At 41.8% G+C, this 21,953-nt stretch carries 26 protein-coding genes and 1 riboswitch; of the genes, 16 read left to right on the top strand and 10 right to left on the bottom strand.

Annotation, left to right across the window (positions count from 1 at the left end; translation table 11 throughout):
• Positions 1-248: 248 nt before the first annotated feature.
• From CEG13_RS13070 to CEG13_RS13060, 4 genes are all read left to right on the top strand, one after another.
• Positions 249-926: a uracil-DNA glycosylase gene (locus tag CEG13_RS13070; RefSeq protein WP_100012332.1), complete on the top strand. Its 678-nt coding sequence runs from the start codon at positions 249-251 to the stop codon at positions 924-926.
• A 154-nt stretch (positions 927-1,080) separates the two neighbouring features.
• Complete coding sequence (locus CEG13_RS18785) at positions 1,081-1,233, top strand: hypothetical protein (RefSeq protein WP_158234691.1); 153 nt, start codon at positions 1,081-1,083, stop codon at positions 1,231-1,233.
• A 122-nt stretch (positions 1,234-1,355) separates the two neighbouring features.
• On the top strand, positions 1,356-2,177 hold the full coding sequence (locus tag CEG13_RS13065) for a squalene/phytoene synthase family protein (RefSeq protein WP_100012436.1): 822 nt from the start codon (positions 1,356-1,358) through the stop codon (positions 2,175-2,177).
• Between the two features lie 274 nt (positions 2,178-2,451).
• Complete coding sequence (locus tag CEG13_RS13060; protein ID WP_100012331.1) at positions 2,452-4,011, top strand: BCCT family transporter; 1,560 nt, start codon at positions 2,452-2,454, stop codon at positions 4,009-4,011.
• Between the two features lie 61 nt (positions 4,012-4,072).
• On the opposite strand, the gene CEG13_RS13055 is transcribed toward CEG13_RS13060, so the two are convergent.
• From CEG13_RS13055 to CEG13_RS13015, 8 genes are all read right to left on the bottom strand, one after another.
• Positions 4,073-4,264, bottom strand: coding sequence for a hypothetical protein (locus tag CEG13_RS13055; protein WP_100012330.1), 192 nt, complete (start codon positions 4,262-4,264; stop codon positions 4,073-4,075).
• A 77-nt stretch (positions 4,265-4,341) separates the two neighbouring features.
• Positions 4,342-4,734 (bottom strand): hypothetical protein, encoded by a 393-nt coding sequence (locus CEG13_RS13050; protein WP_100012329.1) that lies wholly within the window; start codon positions 4,732-4,734, stop codon positions 4,342-4,344.
• A gap of 223 nt (positions 4,735-4,957) precedes the next feature.
• On the bottom strand, positions 4,958-5,587 hold the full coding sequence (thiE, locus tag CEG13_RS13040) for a thiamine phosphate synthase (protein WP_100012327.1): 630 nt from the start codon (positions 5,585-5,587) through the stop codon (positions 4,958-4,960).
• Positions 5,584-6,357, bottom strand: a complete 774-nt coding sequence (gene thiM / locus CEG13_RS13035) for a hydroxyethylthiazole kinase (protein ID WP_100012326.1) — start codon at positions 6,355-6,357, stop codon at positions 5,584-5,586. Before thiM ends, thiE begins: the two co-directional genes overlap by 4 nt.
• Positions 6,354-7,160, bottom strand: a complete 807-nt coding sequence (thiD, locus tag CEG13_RS13030) for a bifunctional hydroxymethylpyrimidine kinase/phosphomethylpyrimidine kinase (RefSeq protein WP_100012325.1) — start codon at positions 7,158-7,160, stop codon at positions 6,354-6,356. The genes thiM and thiD overlap by 4 nt, the downstream gene beginning before the upstream one ends.
• A gap of 1 nt (position 7,161) precedes the next feature.
• Positions 7,162-7,650 (bottom strand): energy coupling factor transporter S component ThiW, encoded by a 489-nt coding sequence (gene thiW, locus CEG13_RS13025; RefSeq protein WP_100012324.1) that lies wholly within the window; start codon positions 7,648-7,650, stop codon positions 7,162-7,164.
• A 90-nt stretch (positions 7,651-7,740) separates the two neighbouring features.
• Positions 7,741-7,857: riboswitch (TPP riboswitch) on the bottom strand.
• A 195-nt stretch (positions 7,858-8,052) separates the two neighbouring features.
• Complete coding sequence (locus CEG13_RS13020; RefSeq protein WP_100012323.1) at positions 8,053-9,186, bottom strand: alcohol dehydrogenase catalytic domain-containing protein; 1,134 nt, start codon at positions 9,184-9,186, stop codon at positions 8,053-8,055.
• Between the two features lie 84 nt (positions 9,187-9,270).
• Entirely contained in the window at positions 9,271-9,624 is a 354-nt protein-coding gene (locus CEG13_RS13015) for a DUF1801 domain-containing protein (protein WP_100012322.1), read from the bottom strand.
• Positions 9,625-9,721: 97 nt separating this feature from the next.
• Here CEG13_RS13015 and CEG13_RS13010 point away from each other — a divergent pair, with 97 nt between their 5' ends.
• Together CEG13_RS13010 and CEG13_RS13005 are read left to right on the top strand one after the other, a co-directional pair.
• The gene (locus CEG13_RS13010; RefSeq protein WP_100012321.1) at positions 9,722-10,642 is read left to right on the top strand and encodes a phosphotransferase family protein; all 921 of its coding nucleotides are present in this window, start codon (positions 9,722-9,724) and stop codon (positions 10,640-10,642) included.
• A 77-nt stretch (positions 10,643-10,719) separates the two neighbouring features.
• Entirely contained in the window at positions 10,720-11,364 is a 645-nt protein-coding gene (locus tag CEG13_RS13005; protein WP_100012320.1) for a hypothetical protein, read from the top strand.
• 354 nt (positions 11,365-11,718) lie between these two features.
• Here CEG13_RS13005 and CEG13_RS13000 read toward each other — a convergent pair whose 3' ends face one another.
• Both CEG13_RS13000 and CEG13_RS12995 read right to left on the bottom strand, forming a co-directional pair.
• A complete protein-coding gene (locus CEG13_RS13000; protein ID WP_100012319.1) occupies positions 11,719-12,936 on the bottom strand; it encodes a tyrosine-type recombinase/integrase in 1,218 nt (405 codons plus the stop codon).
• Positions 12,937-12,947: 11 nt separating this feature from the next.
• Positions 12,948-13,424: a helix-turn-helix domain-containing protein gene (locus tag CEG13_RS12995; protein ID WP_100012318.1), complete on the bottom strand. Its 477-nt coding sequence runs from the start codon at positions 13,422-13,424 to the stop codon at positions 12,948-12,950.
• A gap of 445 nt (positions 13,425-13,869) precedes the next feature.
• On the opposite strand from CEG13_RS12995, the gene CEG13_RS18780 reads away from it, so the two are divergent.
• The 10 genes from CEG13_RS18780 (at position 13,870) to CEG13_RS12955 (ending at position 21,942) form a co-directional block, all read left to right on the top strand.
• A complete protein-coding gene (locus CEG13_RS18780; protein ID WP_158234690.1) occupies positions 13,870-14,007 on the top strand; it encodes a hypothetical protein in 138 nt (45 codons plus the stop codon).
• Between the two features lie 147 nt (positions 14,008-14,154).
• The gene (locus CEG13_RS12990; RefSeq protein WP_338033013.1) at positions 14,155-14,406 is read left to right on the top strand and encodes a helix-turn-helix domain-containing protein; all 252 of its coding nucleotides are present in this window, start codon (positions 14,155-14,157) and stop codon (positions 14,404-14,406) included.
• A 100-nt stretch (positions 14,407-14,506) separates the two neighbouring features.
• Complete coding sequence (locus tag CEG13_RS12985) at positions 14,507-15,307, top strand: bifunctional DNA primase/polymerase (protein ID WP_158234689.1); 801 nt, start codon at positions 14,507-14,509, stop codon at positions 15,305-15,307.
• Positions 15,307-16,860 carry a YfjI family protein gene (locus CEG13_RS12980; protein WP_100012316.1) on the top strand — a complete coding sequence of 518 codons (1,554 nt, stop codon included), beginning with the start codon at positions 15,307-15,309 and terminating at the stop codon, positions 16,858-16,860. Before CEG13_RS12985 ends, CEG13_RS12980 begins: the two co-directional genes overlap by 1 nt.
• Before the next feature lie 197 nt (positions 16,861-17,057).
• On the top strand, positions 17,058-17,363 hold the full coding sequence (locus tag CEG13_RS12975; RefSeq protein ID WP_100012315.1) for a hypothetical protein: 306 nt from the start codon (positions 17,058-17,060) through the stop codon (positions 17,361-17,363).
• A gap of 49 nt (positions 17,364-17,412) precedes the next feature.
• A complete protein-coding gene (locus CEG13_RS18775; RefSeq protein WP_158234688.1) occupies positions 17,413-17,574 on the top strand; it encodes a hypothetical protein in 162 nt (53 codons plus the stop codon).
• A 698-nt stretch (positions 17,575-18,272) separates the two neighbouring features.
• Complete coding sequence (locus CEG13_RS12970) at positions 18,273-18,935, top strand: IS110 family RNA-guided transposase (protein ID WP_100012314.1); 663 nt, start codon at positions 18,273-18,275, stop codon at positions 18,933-18,935.
• A gap of 191 nt (positions 18,936-19,126) precedes the next feature.
• Positions 19,127-20,197, top strand: coding sequence for a hypothetical protein (locus CEG13_RS12965; RefSeq protein ID WP_100012313.1), 1,071 nt, complete (start codon positions 19,127-19,129; stop codon positions 20,195-20,197).
• Positions 20,198-20,244: 47 nt separating this feature from the next.
• Positions 20,245-21,012 (top strand): hypothetical protein, encoded by a 768-nt coding sequence (locus CEG13_RS12960; protein ID WP_100012312.1) that lies wholly within the window; start codon positions 20,245-20,247, stop codon positions 21,010-21,012.
• Positions 21,013-21,156: 144 nt separating this feature from the next.
• Positions 21,157-21,942 (top strand): hypothetical protein, encoded by a 786-nt coding sequence (locus CEG13_RS12955; protein ID WP_100012311.1) that lies wholly within the window; start codon positions 21,157-21,159, stop codon positions 21,940-21,942.
• The last annotated feature ends 11 nt before the right edge of the window (positions 21,943-21,953 follow it).

The following is a 21,953-nucleotide window of genomic DNA, read 5'->3' as shown; positions in this document are numbered from 1 at the left end:
GCAGCTGTGCTGTCTTTTTCCATGTAAGCAAGGAGGAACTTCGGCGGGAGAGCGCAAACATCGGCGGGAGAGCGGAAGCTTCAGCGGGAGAACGCAAACTTCGGCGGGAGAGCGGAAGCTTCAGCGGGAGAACGCAAACTTCGGCCGGAGAGCGCAAACATCGGCGGGAGAGCAGGAACTTCAACCGGAGCGGGGAAACTTCAACCGGAATGGACAAACAACATCCCATAAGCAAGGAGGGAGAGGACATGACAATTTTGACTAATGACTGGCAGCCAAGGATGGAAGCGGAATTTAACAAAGACTATTATCAGGAGCTGCGGTCATTTCTAAAGAAAGAGTATAAGACAAAAACGGTTTACCCGAAGATGGATGATATTTACAACGCACTGCACCACACAACCTATGAAAACACAAAGGCAGTTATCCTTGGGCAGGATCCCTATCACGGACCGGATCAGGCGCATGGGCTGAGTTTTTCCGTAAAGCCGGAGGTGTCTGTGCCACCTTCGCTGAAGAATATCTATAAAGAGCTTCATGATGACCTCGACATAGCGATTCCGAATCATGGCTGTCTGACAAGCTGGGCTGAGGGAGGCGTGCTTCTGTTAAATACGGTGCTGACGGTAAGAGCTGGACAGCCGGGATCTCATCAGGGGAAAGGCTGGGAGCATTTTACCAATGAAGTCATTCGCCAAGTCAATGCAAAGCATGATCCTGTTGTATTCATTTTATGGGGAAAGAAAGCGCAGGCGAAAGAGGAATTGATTACAGCCGATCACCATCTGATTATCAAGTCGCCTCATCCCAGCCCATTTTCGGCCAGCAGGGGGTTTTTCGGCAGCCGGCCATTTTCACGAGCGAACGCCTTTTTAAAAGAAGCGGGGCGCCTTGAGATCGACTGGTCGATTCCGGAAGAGCGGTAGTGAGACGGAGTGCACCAGCTTCAAAAAGGGCGGTCTGCAGCAGCCGCCCCAGCCTGTGCTCCCGCACAAAAATTCTCCCATTCAAATTCCATTAACCAAACTCGACTGCCATTAATAAACTAATAGAAATCACACAAAATGAGGAGCGGTCATCATGAGTGCTGCAGGTGCGGGGGTTTCTTTTTTCGGCAGTCTGGCGTTGGGGTTTGGCATTGGTTCATTATCCGGAAACATGGAGGTTGGCGGTGCCGTGGGTCTGGGAGCGGGGCTATTGGTTCTGGCTTTTTGCCGGGAGAAAGATGGCTAATGGTTCCTGCGGTGACCCGGCCAAGTCAGCCAATAACACCGCCCGGCGATGAATAACAGGAAATCGTCGGGAATTTTTGTTATAGTGACAGTAGGTGGGTTTTACGGAAGGGGTAACAAATGGTGAAGAATCAAGCGAAACTGCAAAAAGAAGCGATGCAGGTACTGAAAGAAACAAGCAGAACGTTTTATATCCCGATTAAGCTGCTTAAACCAACGCTGAAATTTACGGTCGGCTCCGCATATTTATGCATGCGGGCGATCGACGAAATAGAGGATCACGAACAACTCGATAATGAGACAAAGCAATATTTGCTGCGCTCCACCAGTGAACTTTTGCTTGGACCAACGTTCGACCGTGACGCCTATCAGCTGCTGATCAGCCAGTATGAACCTCTTTTGCCGGAAGTGACCAAGAGGCTTGGTGACTGGATCGATTTTTGCCCGGAAGGCATTGTGGAAAAAGTGAAGGCATCGACCAGTGAGATGGCCGGTGGAATGGCAAAATGGACGGAGCGCAACTGGCATGTCAAAAGCAAAGCCGACTTGGATGATTACACATATTATGTTGCCGGTCTGGTTGGCGTGATGCTCTCCGATATTTGGCAGTGGTATGATGGGACAAGTACGGACAGGGACCTGGCTATCGGCTATGGCCGCGGACTGCAGGCGGTCAATATTCTCCGCAATCAGGACGAAGACAAAGAGCGCGGTGTAAAATTCGTGCCGGACGGATGGACGAGGAATGACTTATTTGCCTATGCAGAAGGGAATCTGCGGCTGGCCGATCAATACATAGCAGACATCCACACCCGCAACATCCTGCTTTTCTGCAAAATCCCGCTGGCACTCGCGCATAAAACATTAAAAGCGATGGAAAGCGGCCGGGAGAAAATGTCCCGCCAGGAAGTGGAAGAAACAGTCGACGGAATCATAAACGACTAACATTTTGAATACAAATTAAAAAATGCTGAAACACCCCATGCGCATGCCGGATGAAGGCTAGCTGGCTTGCTCTAATTTTCATGAAAATTTGACGGACTAGGGAATAATTCCTATAATAAATGACTATGGGAGAAAAAATTGAGCAAGCTGGTGGTTTTGTCATTGGTTATTTTTTAGCACGATATAATAATCATTTGCCATCCAATGGTCTTTAATGACGGGCGTAAGATGATATTATAGACACTTGCTCCTAAAAAACATTAGGAGGAGAAACGTGGATTCAAACAAGAAGAAACTGGATTGGCCGGTATTCTGGATAAGTGGCGGGTTTTTAATTGCATTTATTATTCTTTCGCTGATCAACAATGAGGCAGTGGGAAATTGGGTGAGCACCCTGTTTGCCTATTCCTCTGATTTATTCGGAGCATACTGGCAGATTTTGCTGCTTGCGAACTTTTTCGTTGGCCTGGGACTGGCTTTTTCAAAGTATGGCCGGGTGAAATTAGGTAATCAGGATAAACCGAAGTACAGCTATTTCCGCTGGGTTGCTATGATTTTGGTTACCCTTTTGGCAAGCGGCGGGGTATTTTGGGCAGCATCCGAACCGATGTATCACTACATGACAACCCCTCCTGCATTAGGTGGCGGAGAATTTAATAATGTGATGGGAGCATTTGCAACATCATTTATGCATTGGGGCTTCCTGGCATGGGCAATCCTTGGTACCCTTGCTGTTGTCGTGATGATGTATGTTCATTACAGCAAAGGATTTCCGTTGAAGCCGCGCGGACTGCTGTATCCCATTTTCGGGGAAAAGATTTACGGAAAAAATAATGTACTCGGCTCATCTGCGGATATCTTTTCGATTATTGCCACGGTTGCCGGGACGCTGGGACCACTTGGTTTCCTTGGCTTGCAGATCTCTTATGGGCTGAATCATTTATTTGATGTGCCAAACACCCTCACCGTAAGTATCCTCGTGATTTTAGTCCTTAGCATGGTTGCGGCCATCTCTGCCGCAACTGGTGTTGATAGAGGAATTCTTTTACTGAGCCGCTACAATGTCAGCTTTACGATATTCCTGGCAGCTGTGGTGCTGGTGGTCGGGCCAACGATGTTTATTATTGATGGCTTTGTCGGCGGAACTGGTTACCATCTGCAAAACTTTTTCCAGATGACGATGTACCGCGGGGATGAAGCTTGGCTCTCCGGATGGACAATTTTCTTCTGGGGCTGGTTTATCGGCTATGCACCGATGCTGATTGTCTTTATCAGCCGGATTTCCCGTGGAAGGACGATTCGTGAGCTGGTTATTGCTGTATCAGTTGTTGCGCCATTAGTAAATAATTTTTGGTTTGCCGTTGTTGGCGGAACCGGTGTTCATTTTGAAATGGAAAACCCCGGCTCGATTTCGAATGCGTTGAATGAAAACGGAATGGAAGCTGCCGTGATGGCGATCACCGACCAGCTGCCGATGGGCATATTATTCGGTATCGGCTTCCTGCTGGTGTCGATTGTATTTGTGGCAACGACCGTAGATACCATGTCATATAGCGTGGCTGCGACTTTGGAGGGTCACGATCATCCGAGACGCTGGCTCCGCGTTTTCTGGGCGATGATCTTCGGTGCTACAACGACGGTAATTCTGACCATTGGCGAAAGCAGCATTACCGCAATACAGAACTCGATTGTGATAACCGCTGTTCCGGTATCGCTCTTGTTATTGCCGCCATTGTGGAATGCGCCAAAAATCGCGAAGAAAATGGCGCTCGATCAAGGTTTGATTTGGCAGCGACAAATGCAAAAGGAAATGCGTAAGAAAGTGGATAAGTAATATTAAAAAAGCTCTCTCTTCTATCTTGGAAGGGAGAGCTTCTTTATGAAACAATTCGCGGCTACTTCCAGTTCTGCAAAAGGGTTTTGAAGCCCAGGTGGATCAGCGCTACTGAGAATATAACAATAACAACGACGCCAACTACGTCAAAGAATTCCTCAATTCCTCCGTCAATAAAAGACACACCAGGAAGATGGACGAGGGCAAAGCCTGCCAAAACGGCCGTCAAATACAATAAAGCAGTATGATGCATTGGTTATCCCTCCTTGCTGCATTTTATGAAAGGAGGGCGGTAAAGTGACGGCTATGCTTGGCCTTGGTTATCTGGCCTTAATAACACTGAAAAGATTCTACCCTGTTCAGGTCGACACCGAAATAAACCCAACGGAAACCTCGCCAGCGGAAACCTGCGATGGAGTTACGGCCGACAAAGGTCGGGAAAAACCAGAATGAATCTCCCCTGAGCCAGATATAGGTGAATCGGAACAAGCAACCTCGGATGGCGCCCGGATCAACCGCAAATGTCTGGAACTGCGGTTGTTGTGGAGTAAAAGCTGGTGGCGGGGCAGTCGGGGGTCCTCCACCTGTTTGGCCACCGCCTGGCGGCTGTGGCCATCCTGGCTGTCCTGGTCCCTGCTGTCCTCCCGGGAAAAATTGTCCCCAGATGAATTCAGGGAGATTAAATTGCCTTTCATCATAAAAAGGTGGTCGATTTTGATACATTTTTTTGCCTCCTGTTCAATTTCTTCCCTTTATCCTATGGGCAAACAGGCCAGATGGCGATTCATTTTGCAAGAATGGGCGTTTGCGGAATTACATGCCCTGATAAAAGCACACAGATGCGCGCGAAAAAAAGTTTGTTTCACCCCTATAATCGAAAGAAACACGAAAAAAGTGGCAGATGTATGCCACTTTTTGTTCCTGTCTTTCGATTATTAGAATGAAGCTACTCCATTGACTGGACAGCTTGCCGGATATTGATTGCTCGACTGACAGCAGAAATGAAAGCTACACCACCTGCACCTGCCTCCAGCACCGAGGCAGCGTTTGCTGGCGTAATGCCGCCAATTCCGACAATAGGCAGGTCAGGAAACTGTTTTCTTAAGGAAGTGATCCATTCCGTGCCAACCGCTGTTTTTGCGTCCGCTTTGCTGCCTGTCGCAAATACAGGGCCTGCTCCCGCATAATCGATCAAGGAGAGGGGACTTTGGTCGACCTCATCGGGATTGGACAGGGAAAGGCCGATAAGTTTATCAGGGAATTGCCGGCGAACAGCAGCTGCCGGAGTATCGTCTTGTCCAATATGGATGCCATCTGCCTGCAAAGGTTCAGCCAGTTTAATATCATCATTAATAAAAAAGGGAATATCGTAGTGAAAACAAATCTCCCGAAGCTGTTTGCCTAATTCCAGCTTAGCTTCACCACTTAAGGAGCCTTGGCCCTTTTCCCGGAATTGAAAGGCTGTGATTCCGGCTTTTGCGGCAGCTTCTAAAATTTCCACAGGATCACTAATGCAGTCCTGGCTCCCCATAATGAAATATTTACGCAGCATCTGTCTGATGGGGATCGATGTCATTTGACTTCCTCCAATTCACCGGGATCGAGAGCGAGTGCATCAAGGAATCGCGGCAGAAAGGTGCCGGTTCCGCTGACTTCAGGGCGGGAAGCGGCATGTCCGGCAGCCAGTCCATAAAAAGCTGCAGCAGTTTGCGCCTGTTCGTTTACCGGATGATCTGTTGTTAAGCAGGCAGCCAGCACTGAACCAAGCAGACAGCCGGCACCAGTAATTCGAGTTAACAGCTGGTGGCCGCTTAGATTATAAAAGATTGCTTCTCCCGTATGGATGATATCAGTTTTTCCTGTTAACAGGGCAGTTGTTTGATAAGTCGCTGCAACCTTGCCGGCAATCTCTTCGGTGTTCCCGTCACCGACAGATTCCACCCCTTTTGTTTGCCACGGAATATCCACCAGATGAGCCAGCTCCCCGGCATTTCCTTTGATAACGGTGGGCCGGACATCCTGGAGAATCTGTTGAACTGCCTGGTCGCGAAAAGGAGTGGCAGCTACACCGACTGGGTCAAAAACCACAGGGATGTTGTTCCGGTTTGCCGCCTTTCCTGCTTCGATCATGGCACCGATATCCGGGAGAGTCAGGGTGCCGATGTTTAAGAGGAGGGCGTCTGCCTGGCCTGCCATGTGCGCTGCTTCCTCTTCCGCCTTTGCCATAACCGGGGCACCGCCAAAGGCAAGCAGCCCATTTGCCGAGAAGTTCATCACCACTTGATTGGTAATATGGTGAATCAGCGGCTGCTGTGAGCGGACTTCCTGAATGATTGTGTGATTCATGGTTGTACCCCCTGTTCTCTCAGCGCCCAGTGATTTGTTGGTCCATTTCCCGATCCGAGCGGGAAGGCATGCCGGATAGCAGAAGTTACAAATGTTTTTGCCTGTTTTACTGCTTCAGTCAGCGGCATCCCTTTGCTGAGGCAGGCGGTGATGGCGGCAGAGTAAGTGCAGCCTGTGCCATGCGTGCTGTTTGTTTGGATCCTGGCTTCGGAAAATGTATGCATGGTACTGCCGTCATATAGAAAGTCGACTGCTTCTCCTTCCCGGTGCCCTCCTTTAACCAGAGCGGCGCCTGCTCCATAAACATCGACGATTTGCGAGGCAGCCTGTTGCATATCCTCCAGGGTTTCAATTTTTTCTCCGATGATAAAAGCGGCTTCCGGGATATTGGGTGTGACAAGTGTCGTGTGCGGCAGCAAATGCTCAATTAAAAAATGCCTCGATTCCTGTTCAATCAGTGCATCACCGCTTGTCGCCACCATCACCGGGTCCATCACATAGGGGGCATCCAGCTTTGCAATATGTTCAGCGATAACCCGCATCATCTCCTTATTTGCGATCATGCCGGTTTTCCATGCATGGACAGGGATGTCGGAGCTGACGGATTCAAGCTGTTCTTTTATCATCTCGGCCGGAAGATGGTGAACCTGCTGTACACCAGTCGTGTTTTGGGCAACGACGGAAGTGATCACGGACATGCCATAACACTTTAATTCCTGAAAGGTTTTTAAATCTGCCTGGATGCCGGCACCGCCGCTGGGGTCGGTGCCAGCTATCGTCAGGGCACATGCTGGGTAGTTCATGTTAATCTTCTCCTTTTCGGTAGATTTTTTTGACGCGAGATACAACGAACCAGCCGATGAAGGCGCCGGCTATGCTGCTGATAAGAAAAGGCGGGATAAAAACTAATGCGCCTGCTTCATCTCCCATTAGCAAATTAGCGATTGGCACGGCGATGAGGGCGCCGATGACACCGCTGCCAATGACTTCTCCGACAGCGGCCCAGCCTGTTTTGCCGACCAGCCGGTACAAATAACCGGCAAGCAATGCGCCAACCATACCGCCGGGAAAAGCTAACAAGGTACCAAGCCCCAGCATATTGCGTAAGAGGCCGATCATAAACGCGATGCCGACAGCGGGACCGGGTCCGAGCAGAACAGCCGCCATGACATTCACGGCATGCTGCACCGGATAGGCTCTCGCAACTCCGGCGGGAAACCATAGTAATTGGGCGGTAACAGTTCCAATGGCAACAAAAACAGCCATCGTGGTAATCAAACGTGTTCGATTCATGGTATCCTCCTATTACAGGGGCGGGTTTTGGGCATGAAAAAAGCCAGATCCGCAAGAGAGATCTGGCTTTACATACGACAAATAAATAGACGTATTGCCTGACTACTTCCCTCCGCTGGTATCATCCAGATCAGGTTCATAAGAGTCGGAAAGCTAAAATCGGCTTTCCTCTCAGCCCACTTTCTTTGGGCACCCCTAGTAGTAATATTTGTGCTGGCAAAAGAATCTGCCAACCTATTTGTTTACTTAACTAGCATCTTAACATAAGCAAATGGATTTGTCACAAACCTTCTGGAGAGTACCCGAGCTGGAATGTTTCCGCTGAATTACGGCGCACATCCTCTGAAATAATTCTTGCTTCCAGAAAATAGCTCAGATCCCTGGTTGGGTTCGGCGTTAATGTTACGGCTTGAAAATAAACTTGATGCTGTCTTCATCTTTACGGTCAAAAGTGTCGTACGCTTGTGCCGCCTCTTCCAGTTTTACGCGGTGTGTAATAACGTCGGTTGGGTCGAATTCATTGTTTTCCACCATTTCATACAGCTTTGGCATGATATGAACGACCGGAGCCTGTCCCATGCTCAGGGTGACGTTTCTCGTAAAGAAATCGCCAAGCGGGAAGTTGTTTGCATCTGTGCCGTACACTCCGGTTAATTGGACGTTGCCAAATTTGCGAACTGCCTGGGATGCGGTGATGATTGGGCTAATTGTGCCAAACTGGTTGTCCGATTCTGAGCCAAACTCGGTATTTGGAGGCACGTTTCCATCCATGCCGACACAATCAATGACCACTTCGGCACCGCCTTTTGTTTCTTCATGCAGCAGTTTGCCGATTTCTTCTTTATCTGCAAAACTGTATGTTTCGACATTATTTGTTTTCTTGGCATGCTGCAGGCGATAATCAACATGGTCGACGGCGATAACCCGTTTCGCTCCTTTTAACCAGGCGAATTTCTGGGTCATTAAGCCAATTGGTCCGGCACCGAGCACAATGACGGTGTCACCTTCCTTCACGCCGGCTTTTTCCACGCTCCAATAGGAAGTAGGAATCACGTCAGAGAGCAAGACAACTTGTTCATCATCCAACTCGCTGGACTCCGGAACCTTGAAGGATGAAAAATCTGCATAAGGCACACGCAGATATTCCGCCTGACCGCCGGGATGATTGCCGTTTTGCTCGCCAAACCCGAATAGTCCGCCGACTTCACCGTGTGGGTTGGAGTTATCGCATTGACTTTCCATCTGATGTGTGCAGTAGAAACATTCCCCGCAGCCGACATTAAATGGAATCACAACACGGTCACCTTTTTTGCGGTTTTTTACATTGGAACCGACTTCTTCCACAATTCCCATGGGCTCATGTCCTACGACATAATCTTGCTCTGGCATGATGCCACCTTTATATAAGTGAAGATCCGAACCGCAAATGCCGCTTGCGGTAATGCGCACAATCATGTCACTCTGATCCTGAAGCTGGGGGTCTTCAACATTTTTCGTTTCCATTGCTTCTTTGCCCTGAAATGTTACTGCCTTCATTCCTTCACATCCTTTTTATTGAGTTATAAAAGGGTATTTCCGTGAAATGGCTGGGCTAAACATGAGGCAGCAGCGAAGGACAATCTATTGATTTAGACGGATGGCTTCCTGGATCAGGGCGGTGAACTTTTCCGGCTGGATATCTTTGGGGTTCTTAATGCGAATATGGCGCATCGTCTTGCCTGTTCCTTGCAGCAGACTGTCCGGGTCCTGGAGACTCGCGCCATGATAGAACCCCAGGTTGACATGAGCTTTCGCTGGCTGAAGATAGCACACATTGCCATTTTCCAAGTAGCAGGGCATGTTCCATTTAATTTCCTCTGTGATTGTTTCTGAGCTTTCCAGCAGGATTTTACGAAGACGGTTCATTAATTGCCGGGGGTGTTCCGGTTGCTCCTGAATAAACTGATCGACTTTTTCGCTTGTTTGTTGGGTCATCGGTGTTGCCCCTTTCTGCCTTTAGCGGCTGACCTTTTGTTCTCTCTAGTATATAATGGGTTTAAAAAAATTACGAATCTCGCGGGGAGGATGGCGGATGGAATTAACAGAAGCAGTGCATAAATGGGTGGAACACCAGCTTGGAGAAGGGGCAGTTATTCAGAAGGCAGAACAGTTAAAAGGCAGTACATCCTCGACGCTGCACCAGATCAGCTATCGGTCTGGCGGAGTGGAGCAGCAAGTGGTGGTTCGGCAATTTGATAACAAGGAATGGCTGGAGGAAGAGCCGGATCTGGCGGAGCATGAAGCGGAAAGTCTGCGGATGGGTGAAAAGGCAGGAGTACCGTCACCTGAAGTGATCGCATATGAGGAAGACGACAGGGCATGCGGTGTGCCGGTCGTATTGATGACGAAGCTGGATGGGCGCGTGGAACTTTCGCCACAGAATCAAAGTCGCTGGCTGAAAGAACTGGCTAGAGCCCTGGCTGCTATACATAGAGTCGAAGCACTGGAATTTGAGCGAGCATATTTTTCCTATTCCAATTTGAAGGACCCGGTGTTGCCGGCTTGGTCGAGGGTCCCAGATGTCTGGGAGCAGGTGATTCAATATGTAAAAGCTACAGATCCAGTGGAGGAAGCGTGTCTCATTCACCGGGATTTTCATCCAGCGAATGTGCTTTGGGAAAATGGCCGGGTCAGCGGTGTGGTTGATTGGGTCAATGCCTGCAGAGGGCCAGTAGGGGTGGACGTGGGACATTGCAGGGTAAATCTGGCTCTATTGTATGGAGTGGACCAGGCGGATGCGTTTCTTGAAGCCTACAGGGAGGAGAGAGGAGCGGCGTTCTCCTATACACCATACTGGGACATTGCAGCAGTATTGGACTTTCTCTGCGGTGAACGTCCGCAAGTTTACCCCGGATGGGCGGCTTTTGGGATGACTGGGCTGACAGATAGGATGATGGAGGAGCGGCTGGATGCGTATGTTTGCAGTCTGCTTAAGCGATTGGAGGAAGAATGAAAATATGATCAGTTTAATAGATAACATGTCGAGGGATTTGTGTTATAATGAACCAAATATTTGAGGGAGGTGATAGAATGGATGGTAAACTGGATTTGATTTTGGAGAAGATAGAGAAACTTTCAGCAAAACAGGAGCAACTCTCAACAAATCAAACGAAATTAATGGAAGGGCAAGCTCGGTTTGAAGGAAGGCTAAATTCTGTAGAAAAAGGACAGGAGCGACTCTCAACAAATCAGACTCAATTAATGGAAGGGCAAGTCCGATTTGAAGGAAGGCTAAACTCTGTAGAAAAAGGACAGGAGCAACTCTCAGCGAATCAGACTCAGTTAATGGAGGGGCAAGCCCGATCTGAAGAAAGATTAGATTCGTTTGAAAAAGGCCAGAAACAATTTGCAGAAAATCAGAAACAATTTGCAGCAAACCAGGAGCAATTCGCAGCAACCCAGGATCAATTACTGGAGGGACAAGCCCGGTCTGAAGGAAAATTAGATTCGTTTGAAAAAGGGCAGGAACAACTCGCAGTTACTGTGGCTCAAACAATGGAAAAGCTGGATAATTTCATCTTGGAGACCAGAGGTCAGTTTAAGGATGTGCACTCTAAGCTGGATAATTTCACCAAGGAATCCAGAAGTCAGTTTAAACATGTTCATTCCAAATTAGATGAACATACAAGATTATTTCAGCATTTGGAAAGAAGGTATCAGGAAGAAAGATACTGACCATTTGTGATGTGTTCTGCGATTACCCTCAGGAAAAACACCTCGACATCCTAGCTTCTCAGACTAAATTTCCTGCGAAAAACGTAAAAAGGTTAGCCGGACTGCGTACAGTCGGCTAACCTTTTTCTTCGTTAGATGGAGCATAGCGGGCTCGAACCGCTGACCTCTTGCATGCCATGCATCAAGAAGCAAAAAAATGATCCGGGTTCTTTTTTGAAACGTTGATTTAATAGGCTTTATTTTAAGGTGTTTAATTTCTACTGGTTTAATTTGATGAATTATTATATTTTTAGTTGAAATTTTCCCCCATTATTTCCCCCAATTCCCCCAAGAAAAAAACACCGTGATTTGGTGTTATATATAATCATCATCTAATTTTTTAGCAATTTTTTGATCGGCTTCTTCTAGATAGTGTAGATATATGTTAGTGGTTACTTTGGTGCTAGAATGACCTAATCGTGCTGAAATAGAATAAGGTTCAATCCCTTTATTAATTAGGTCAGTTGCCGCAGTATGCCTTAGGTCGTGAAAGCTAATTATTTTAAGTTTGTCTTTATTATTTTTTTCTCTTTCTTTATTTACACGGTTGAGAAACCTTTTCCACCATCTATAAGGTACATTTGGATGAAATGGCTTTCCGAATAATATATATTTATTTTTATCATTCTTGCCGTGGGTGGAAAAAACCAGATCTCCAAAAGTTTCATCCCATAACTCAGCAGCAGCCAGTTTGTCTTGCATTTTTTGAAGAATATGTTGTTTTAATTCTGCCATCAGTTTAGCTGGGGGACCAACCTTTCTTGCTTGTTTATTCTTAGTACCATCTAAAATATAACCATTTTTTTTAGTGTAGCTGAGAGAATGACGTATACGAATAGTATTAGTCGCAAAGTCCACATCATTCCATTGTAAAGCCAATATTTCCCCTTTACGCATACCGGTATTTAGTGCCAGCTTTACCATTAGTACTAGTTGTCTATTTTGTTCTTTATTAAGTAGCCTGTGTATTTCTTTAAATTCGCTGGAATTATAAACTTCCCCTTCTGCATATCGGACAATTGGTTTTTCTGCATTTTCAACTGGGTTGTTTTTTATTAAGTAATTCTTTTTTGCGAATTTAAAAATACTCATTAAAACGTTATAATGTTTCTGTATTGTTGATGTAGATGAACCGCCTTCTTTTCCATCTAATCGAGTAGTTTCAAGGTTTTTTAAATAGTCTGTGATGTGCATAGGTAGGATTGAATCTAACCGTTTGTTTATAAATACAGGTAGGATATGATCATCTAGTAAAGTATTGTACAATACAAGCGTGTTATTACTGTATTTTCCTTCAGCGAACTTAGTGCGCCATTCTTCTACAAATGAACCGAATGTCATTCTAGATGGCTCAATATATTCACCTGACAGTACTTCATTTTCCCAAGCAGTAAGTAACTTCTTTGCTTCAGTTTTGTTCTTTGCTTGAACGGTTTTACGTAGGCGTTTATAGTTATCTTTTTCATTCTTTTCCCCAAGTTGAATCTCAAGCCGCCAACTTGTTTTACCTCTTTTTTCAACAGATCCAGCCATTATATGCACCTCTATTCTAATATGGTTTCTAGCATAGTTAAGATTTTTTTCTTCTCTTCTTTTGTCAGAAGTCTGTCTTTATAATGTAAATCAATACCCATGTTCAATAATGAATGAATGTCAAAAAGAAGCTTTTTTAAATCCTCTGGTTTAGCTGAACTTCTGGTTAAGATACCGTCTTCATCTAGCTTTGTTACAAATCTAGGTAGATAGACAGTAACAGGGGTTTCATCAAATGCCCTATCTTCCTTTATTGCTTCTTCTATTTCATCAAGATTTGTTAAATATCCCGCCTCATCCATTAATTCAAGGTAACTGATATCAAGACCTTTAGATATCTTCTGTAATATCTCAGCGCTTGGTTTATTATTTTGTCCTGTTTCTAATTGTGATAAGTATGCTTGTGAAACTCCGGATTTTTCAGCTAGCTTTCTCGCAGAAAGTCCTTTTTTGCTACGGGCATTTCTAATATATACCCCAATTTCCATACCACACCATCCTTTTTTATATACTATTTTACTTGCATTTGATAGATAAGGCAATTGTTTTTCTGTAAATGATTGACATATCAATCAAATAAAATTATAATAACTATAGCAAGTCAAACAAACGATAAAGAATAGAGGTGAATAAAGCTGAAATCAATAGTTGTAGACAAATATATGACAAGCTCACAATAGTGCAAATAGGGTGGAGTTAGTAGTGGTTTCTAAGAAGAATGGAACAAGTCAACACATATTTATCAGGAAGAAATGATTGTAACCCAGTTGTTTTTTTAAAAGGAACTAACTGAAAAGGGGTTATATTTTTTTACAATATTGATTGATATATCAATCAATATTGCGAAGAGATGATCATAGTAAAAGTAATAACTATTTGGAGCAATGAGTGCCGGTTAGAAGCAAAAAACAAAAAAAGATAGGGGGAAATCAAATGAACGAACTAAAAGAACAAGCAATTGAGCTAAGAAAAGCGATCAAAAGGAAGCAAAGAGAAATTGATAATCCGGCTCTAACAATGGGGGTTTTAAACGAACTGGACTTTTTCATTGAGAACCTAATTGAAGTATGATTCCACAACTAATTTCAAGTATTTTGCACATGAATATTGTGTGGAGCAAGTATGATCCTGGAGGACAGGTATCTACTGAACAAGAGAAGTCACTTTAATTTTTGACTATTTATTTCTTAAAAACGCGAGAGAAGGGGAAGATCGAAAATGAACTTAGCTGAAGCATTACAAACTAAAAAAGAAGTGAAAAAGTCTGAATATGTGCCAATCGAAAGAAAGACTATGACGGTAGAAGAAACTGCAGGGTATCTTGGTGTGAGCAAAGACTTAATCTATAAATTGGTACGAAAAAAACAAATTCCTAATATAAAAATAGGTGGAAGAATAATGTTCAAAAAAGAAAGTATTGATCGATGGTTATCCGAAATAGAGCAGGAAAATTATTATTCAGCAGAATAAAAAAAGACTTAGGAAAGGCAATTCCTAAGTCAAATGCTTAAAAATATACTTACAATTATTATTTTATCTTTAAATGTCACAGAAAACAAGGAGTGATACTTTGACCACTATAACAGAAAGCAGATATTTAAAATCTGCTTTGATATATGCAAGTAAATTAGACTGGGAAGTATTCCCACTAGTTCCAAAATCAAAAAAACCAATTACAGAGCATGGTTTCCAGGATGCTACAAAGGACGGAAAACAAATCATTAATTGGTGGAAAAAATACCCCGACGCAAATATTGGAATAGCAACAGGGACAGCGAGTGGTTTTTTCGCTCTTGATGTAGATCCTAGACACAATGGGGATGTAACTTTAGAAGAATTATTAGACCATTACCAGGTCTTTCCAGATACAGTACAAGCCATCACAGGTAGTGGTGGGTCCCATTATCTGTTCAAATATCGGGAAGGTGTAAGAAGTAGGAATGATCTACAGCCTGGGATAGATATAAAAGGAGATGGCGGGTATATTGTGGCCCCGCCTTCCATTCACCCAGATACAGGGGAAACATACGAATGGGAGCTATCAAGCAGACCAATTGAAAATCAGATCACTGAGGCACCGGAGTGGCTTTTAAATATGGTTTTAGAGCCGAAGAAGGATGTAACATCAGTGAAGCCATCTACTTATTGGGAGGGTTTATTCAATAATACAAAAGAAGGAAATCGAACTAATGCAGCAACTTCTTTAGTAGGTCACTTATTTAGAAGGTATGTAGATCCTATATTAGTAGTTGAATTTATGAAGTTATGGAATGAGTCGAAGGTAGCCCCACCATTAGAAGAAGAGAGCCTAATAAAAGTAATAAATTCAATAGCAGGAAAAGAACTAAGAAGGCGAGGGGGTAAGGAATAGTGGATAATGTACTTGCTTTAATGAATGAAGAAAAGAAAGATCCTTCTCAGATAGAGTGGGAAAAGCCAATCAGTTTTGATGAAGATAAGCTACCGGAGTTTGACGTAAGTATCTTTCCTGAGTGGTTAAGAGATTATATAAAAGGTGTTTCAGAATCTACACAGACATCCGTAGATGTTTCCGTGATGGCGAGTATAGCCATGCTATCTACTATTCTTGCAAAGCAGTTTGAAATCAATCCGAGGGGAGATTGGCATGAAACGCTTAATACCTATACTGTTTTGGCTCTTCCTTCAGCAAATAGAAAAAGTGGTGTCTTTAAAGAATTTACTTATCCCATTATTGAGTATGAAAAAAAACAGGGCGAAGAATTAGAAATAGAAATCGCAAAGCAGCTGGGAAAGAAGAAAGCATTAGAAAAAAGGAAGGAACATTTACAAGCTAAATATGGAAAAGAAAAGAAGCAGGAGATATTGAAAGAAATTGATACAGTAACAGAAGAGATTGAATCAGAAAAAATAATCCATAAGCCAAGATATAGTACTTCAGATGCGACTCCAGAAGTATTGGCGGATTTAATGCGAAAAAACAACGAAAAAATAGCTATATTGTCAGCTGAAGGCGGAGAAGCATTTGACATGATGGCAGGAAGATATTCTAGTAGTGGGAAACCAAACATTGACATTTATTTAAAAGGGCATTCAGTCGATGATGTAGCTATTGACAGAATCGGAAGAGAGCCTATCAAACTATATAGTCCAACACTTACAATAGGATTGTTTTTACAACCTGATGTAGTGAAAAATATTCCCGAACAGTTTCAAGAGAGGGGATTAACACAAAGATTTTTATACTCTTTCCCCAGATCTTGGCTAGGATTTCGAAATAAAGAACCTGATCCAGTCTCAAGTAATGTTAGGGAAAAATTTGAATCTAGTATTCAAAAGTTACTACGATTAAAAACCGATAATCCTGTTATTTTGACTTTGTCAGAAGAAGCTAACAACTTGCGAAGGGCAAACAGCTATGAGATTGAAGAAATGTTAAAGGATGAAGATAATACCGATGCTTTTCAAGGGTGGATTGGTAAACTTGAGGGTCAAATGCTTAGGACAATTGCACTAATCCACATAGCTAAATATGCATCCAGTAACTTTTCCGATATACCAACTGTTATAGAAGTGGACATCGTTCAGTATATGAAAGGCTTGAGGGAATATTTCGTTGAACACGCCAAAAAGGCACATGGGATAATGGGTGTAGATAGTGTTGAAACTGATGCAAAACAAGTATTAAAAAAGATAAATACCATTATCCAGAAGAAGAAGGAAAAGACAAATGAATCAATAACAAAAATTGATCATCAAGAGTTATGGCAGCTGGTGAAGAAAATGGTCAAGAAATCATCCAGACTAGATGAAATTCTTATAAATTTAGAGGATAGAAATTTCATCAAAATAGATTGGCAAGGCAGAAAAAAGATAATTCTTATTAATCCAATGTTGATGAGCACAACAGAAAAAAATAACCCTAAAACCCCTAATACTAACTGAACTCAATAGGGATTAGGCTCTTAAATCATTACTTATAATCCGGAAAGGCATGGCTTATAAATGATCGGATGATTTTCAGGAAAGAGTTTGCTTTTGCAAATAGCATGGTATAATGGAGGAAAGGTCTAAAGGGGTTGAGTTTTATAGCTTCCTCGGATTTTTCTTTCTTATCCAATATTAAGCAGGAGAAAGAAGGAATGAATATGATTAAAGCAGTTCAAGGACAAGCCGAGAAAAATCACTTTGAGTGCAGGGAATGTGGCTTGAAAATGGCAGTCACATATCAAACATACAACATATCCTATCATGTAGAGAGTAAGAGGAAAAAGTTCACTATTTTAAACGCACCTGTTTACAAATGCGACAGCTGCCATAATGAAATATTCAGCGTCCTCTTGTATGCAGGTGTGGAAAGCGCAGTCGAAAAGGAAATTTTCATTAGGTTGAACAACAAGCAAGAGATACCTGATGAAATGGACTTTTCCGAACTTGTAACAGAATAAAATTGAATTAATTCATTGATAACCAATATTAGAGCGGAGAGAATTACTGATGCCACAACTCAATGAAAAAGAATCGGGATTAGTTAAATTCCAGGCTCAGGAGGACATAAACAAGAAAAATCGTGAAGAGCGTCGTCGAAAAAAGGAATTGATCTTAGCAAAAATAACGGACATTCTGAATGAGAAAAATAATAAAACCAGGGAGGAATAAATTTACTTCCTGGTTTTTAATGGTTGCATATATTAAGGATGATGTGATCTATATGGAAAAAAACGATAAGACCGCCTTATCTAAGAACAGTGAACTTATAAGTTGCCGATCAATGGAAGAAATTATAGAAGAGTAAATATTGCCATTGGGGTGTTCCACTTGCGGAATTTTTCAGACTAATCAATGACAAGAAATTAACCTACCTATGACTAAGGTGATCCACTTTCTCAGGGACGAATGCATAACCACAGCGGAGCTGCTTGCCCTGCCACTTCTTAGTGATCATTGGGAGGTGTCAGGGCGCCGTCAGCGGGACTTATAAGTGATTGTCCGTGGTACGCTGGTGATGCGGATGGAGCCATAAAGGCTGTTTTTCTCAATCCGCCATAAAAGACACTACCACGGACACAAACAAGTGTTAAATAATAAAAAAGTTGTTTAAGAATCAAGGTGCTTTCGAGAGAAATGTGATATTGTTTTAGCAAATGGTTATTCAGCAATACGATCGGGCCATATCGTATTATGAGGTCAATCGGAATTTATTTTTCCGGTTGACCATTTTAATGGTTTAATAGAGGTAGCCGGAGGAGAACGAACGGGCCAGTGGGACTTGAATTGATCCCGTCCACAAAAATGTTCCCCCTCTACCCGAATATAAAAACGTATTTGGATCGATTTATTCCAATGTTTCATTGCATATGCTTCTGGATTTCCCAACACCGGGCTTCGTATTAAGTGCAAGCATTGAAAAATTGGCGGAATCCATTAAATCTTACTGCCATACGAGATCCTATTCATGGGCATTTAAGAAGGCAACACGATTACATGAAGCAGCTTTAATGGATCCTTTCCAAGAAACGCTTTATCATAGTCCGATTATTAGCCTGAAAATGTACATCAAACTGTTATTTGAATATCAAGAGCACCTTTCCGTCCTGAAACACGAGATAGATGATCAGGCAAAAAAATTGGATGACTATAATCTAATTCAATCCATTCCGGGTATTGGAGACAAGATTGCCGCTACAATTTTGTCTGAAATCGGTGAGATTGAACGATTTTGTCATCCGAAGAAATTAGCTGCATTTTCTGGGATTGATCCCAGGGTTCATGAATCAGGCAAATTCAAAGCAACGCAAAACCGTATGACTAAACGCGGATCAAGCAAGCTTCGTCAAGCCTTATATACCGCTGTATTATGTGGATTGCGCAAATCACGTAACACCAAACTTATCGCTTATTATCAGAGCAAGCGAGAAGAAGGAAAACCACATAAAGTCGTGATGGGAGCCTGCATGAATAAACTGATTCATTGGATTTTTTACATGCTTAAACGAAAAGAAGCATTTGTAGAAACATAAAACGACACGAACAATAGTTCTATTTCACCTTCCGATTAGGAAGGCTATTCGTCGTGGCAAATTTATTGTATCATGTTTTTAGAAACTTTTTTAGTCCTATGGGTTGACTTCTTATTAGCTGGGATTGTGGAGCAAGGATTTTGCGAAGGTATGGTATATTTGATGAATCTACAATTAATAGGAGTAGTTTAATGAATGATGGAAATGAGCAATTGAAAAAGATAATAGAACAATATTTGCAGGAAAAGGAAGAAGAAAGGAGGCAATACTTAGAAAAATACCCTCAAGATATACCGAATAAAAGTTGTCATCATGCTATCATCTCAGGAATTAAAACAGATAATAGCACAGGGTTTAACGTGGGTGACTATACTCCATTATTGAAGTCAGAATTTGAAAAAATATTTATATGGACTCATACAAAAAATAACTATTCATCAATAGTATCAGAAGTTTCAACTGATATTAAAAACATCAGTTATTGGAAGAATATGGGTTACATATTAGAACTAACTTTAACTTATTATTACGCCTTTGAGCATGCTTCAAATATGAAGTATCACTGGATTTATTATTTTAATAGCCTAAAAACAATCGAAGAGAGTGAATTTAAAGTAAGTGATCACTTATATGAAGGGACCTTTAATGGTTCAATTCAAAAGGTTTCTTTTTTTAAAGAAATAATTCCTTTAATAGAATTGCTTTTAAGAGATGATAAATTTTATACTGCATTGAGTATATTTAAAAACTCAGTAGATCATCACTGGTTTTGTTTTGTTTGTGAACTAAGTAGGTCGGGAACTAAAAAACACCCTAGTCATGAACCAATGTTATGGGAAGAGGCGGAAATGATACCCAAAATGGAAGCTGCATTGGTACAAAGCTGTAGAGCTGTGGAAGCAATACTGGGAAAGCCGGGAAAAAAAGATGATAAAGCTAAAGTTATAAGAGCTAAAGAAAGATGGCGGTCTTTGATAAACTTAGAACCAAATGATGCCTTTTATAAAAAAAACATAAGTTATTTTGATTATTATTATGAACTTTTTGAACTTAGAAATATCAGTGCACATAGTTTTGGGGAACTTCCTTTCTCTGTATCCCGAAAATTGACTATTGAAGCTCAGTGCTTTTCTTATCAAGTATTAGAAGCTTATATGGATAAACATATGAAAAGTGTTGAAGAAGCAAGTAAAGAATTACAATTAAATGAAGGATTAATTAATAGAGATCCAAACGACTATTCAACAAAGTTAACTGAGTGATTGGCCAACCAAGGATAAACTTATAAACAGATGGGAGGGGAAGTTATTTGCGTGTACTAGATTGTTCAACAGTTGACACAACTTCAAAGTCTTTATCGGAATTGCTTAGAACTGACGAAGAAACTGTAAATATGTTTATTGAGAGTAATAAGTACAGAGTAACTAATAAAGATAAATGCTGGTATTATGATAATCTCTATATTGAAGACGTTTTAGACTTTTTTAATTTAAGTAAAGATCAGATTCTTCCTGAAAAATTTCTTATGTTCCATCTTACTTCTGGAATAGATGATAGTAGTTTTCGACAGAATGGAATCCTAAATTTACAATCTATAATTAAAAATGATATTTTGTCTTCTTTCCTTACTGCTTCTGGGGTTAAAATTCATTATGAGGAAGGTTCGCCACCATTAATTCATTTTAAGGGAAAAGTTTTCGAGGATGAGATGCTTTTTCATCGTTTTAACTCAGATAAATGTATCAACGGTTTTTTGATTAAGGAAGATGCTGAAAATAATTCAAATGTAAGACATATTAGAGAATGCCCTGAATTTATATGGGATATTAGCAAACTTATTCATATGCCTGGTTTGATAGGAAAGTGGAAAGAAAATGCTAAATCAATGAAACTGACACTCCTAGTAAACTTTGAAGATATCAATTTTTATGAACCTGCGGAGTATGTATTAAAGGCCGTGGAGTATGTTCTATTTAAGAAGACAAATTATTGGGACCCTGATAAAAATTTTATGGTTTTCTTAAATGAAGAAGTTTGTATTTCACCTGAAAATATAACCCAGATAGATGAATTCTAAAATAGTAAATGCATTTTTGGAGGCTATAACGTAAAACCTCGTGGAATGTATTTTAATTTCAAGTAATCTGTAATACGATACCGGCTAAGACTATTCGATAAACTAGTGATTAATTAATATGTTGTTATAATTTAGGGGGCAATTATGAAATTTAATTTAGATCACTTCAGTGTGTTTTATCTCAATTTTGACAAGGTATTTGAAATAGCAATGTTACTTGATAACAAAGTTCCCACTCAAGAAGATCAAAATGAGCAAAACATACATACAACTAAACTAACTGCTAGATTAAAAGCAATGCTTTCTACTATATTTACAGCTGAAGGCGAGGGAGGCTATGAATTTTCGAAGGCTACTGGTTTAAATAAAACTGTAGAAATCAAAACTACAAATGCTGTTATTTTAAGAAGTTTAATTTCTGCAATAAAAATATCCGATAAAGACATAGATAAAGCCAATGTAGGCCAATTAGTCCTAATCGATGATACTGAATTATTTCTATCTAATGAAGAAGAGACACGACAAATGAAACTAGTTAAACAAGGGGTTTTGGATCGCTTTAAACATGAAGATATATCAGTAGGAGAACTAATGAAAACAGTAGGTGAGGATCATTCGTATTTAATTACTGCCAATAAAAATAATGAACAATATCTTTTTAAAATCCCTTCTGAGGTGCAGAATGAATTTGAAAATAACTACACAATCGACGATTTGTTTATCGGAAATGTTTCTCTTATAGGAATTTACAAAGGAAAAAGGCGGAAAAAGGAGTTAAAAAGCACATTCGGTTATTTGACTCAAAACGATAAAAATATTGAAGATGAAATAGAAGACTCAAGTGAAGATGAATCCGGGAAGAGTGATGATAATAACACGAAGTATAGATATTTAGATTTATTAGCAATTGTCCAAAGGCTTGAATTTTAGTCAGAAAGGAC

The sequence above is a fragment of the Lentibacillus sediminis genome, from assembly GCF_002763455.1.
Taxonomy (GTDB): domain Bacteria; phylum Bacillota; class Bacilli; order Bacillales; family Amphibacillaceae; genus Lentibacillus_D; species Lentibacillus_D sediminis_A.
Note: the sequence above shows the minus strand (reverse complement) of the source record. Positions and strands in the feature narration are given on the sequence as shown.

Excerpts from the sequence above, each read along its gene's own strand:
- CEG13_RS13070 (WP_100012332.1), top strand. The coding sequence starts at position 249 with ATGACAATTTTGACTAATGACTGGCAGCCAAGGATGGAAGCGGAATTT.
- CEG13_RS18785 (WP_158234691.1), top strand. The coding sequence starts at position 1,081 with ATGAGTGCTGCAGGTGCGGGGGTTTCTTTTTTCGGCAGTCTGGCGTTG.
- CEG13_RS13055 (WP_100012330.1), bottom strand. The coding sequence starts at position 4,264 with ATGCATCATACTGCTTTATTGTATTTGACGGCCGTTTTGGCAGGCTTT.
- CEG13_RS13050 (WP_100012329.1), bottom strand. The coding sequence starts at position 4,734 with ATGTATCAAAATCGACCACCTTTTTATGATGAAAGGCAATTTAATCTC.
- thiE (WP_100012327.1), bottom strand. The coding sequence starts at position 5,587 with ATGACATCGATCCCCATCAGACAGATGCTGCGTAAATATTTCATTATG.
- thiM (WP_100012326.1), bottom strand. The coding sequence starts at position 6,357 with ATGAATCACACAATCATTCAGGAAGTCCGCTCACAGCAGCCGCTGATT.
- thiD (WP_100012325.1), bottom strand. The coding sequence starts at position 7,160 with ATGAACTACCCAGCATGTGCCCTGACGATAGCTGGCACCGACCCCAGC.
- thiW (WP_100012324.1), bottom strand. The coding sequence starts at position 7,650 with ATGAATCGAACACGTTTGATTACCACGATGGCTGTTTTTGTTGCCATT.
- CEG13_RS13020 (WP_100012323.1), bottom strand. The coding sequence starts at position 9,186 with ATGAAGGCAGTAACATTTCAGGGCAAAGAAGCAATGGAAACGAAAAAT.
- CEG13_RS13015 (WP_100012322.1), bottom strand. The coding sequence starts at position 9,624 with ATGACCCAACAAACAAGCGAAAAAGTCGATCAGTTTATTCAGGAGCAA.
- CEG13_RS13010 (WP_100012321.1), top strand. The coding sequence starts at position 9,722 with ATGGAATTAACAGAAGCAGTGCATAAATGGGTGGAACACCAGCTTGGA.
- CEG13_RS13005 (WP_100012320.1), top strand. The coding sequence starts at position 10,720 with ATGGATGGTAAACTGGATTTGATTTTGGAGAAGATAGAGAAACTTTCA.
- CEG13_RS13000 (WP_100012319.1), bottom strand. The coding sequence starts at position 12,936 with ATGGCTGGATCTGTTGAAAAAAGAGGTAAAACAAGTTGGCGGCTTGAG.
- CEG13_RS12995 (WP_100012318.1), bottom strand. The coding sequence starts at position 13,424 with ATGGAAATTGGGGTATATATTAGAAATGCCCGTAGCAAAAAAGGACTT.
- CEG13_RS18780 (WP_158234690.1), top strand. The coding sequence starts at position 13,870 with ATGAACGAACTAAAAGAACAAGCAATTGAGCTAAGAAAAGCGATCAAA.
- CEG13_RS12990 (WP_338033013.1), top strand. The coding sequence starts at position 14,155 with ATGAACTTAGCTGAAGCATTACAAACTAAAAAAGAAGTGAAAAAGTCT.
- CEG13_RS12975 (WP_100012315.1), top strand. The coding sequence starts at position 17,058 with ATGAATATGATTAAAGCAGTTCAAGGACAAGCCGAGAAAAATCACTTT.
- CEG13_RS18775 (WP_158234688.1), top strand. The coding sequence starts at position 17,413 with ATGCCACAACTCAATGAAAAAGAATCGGGATTAGTTAAATTCCAGGCT.
- CEG13_RS12970 (WP_100012314.1), top strand. The coding sequence starts at position 18,273 with ATGCTTCTGGATTTCCCAACACCGGGCTTCGTATTAAGTGCAAGCATT.
- CEG13_RS12965 (WP_100012313.1), top strand. The coding sequence starts at position 19,127 with ATGAATGATGGAAATGAGCAATTGAAAAAGATAATAGAACAATATTTG.
- CEG13_RS12955 (WP_100012311.1), top strand. The coding sequence starts at position 21,157 with ATGAAATTTAATTTAGATCACTTCAGTGTGTTTTATCTCAATTTTGAC.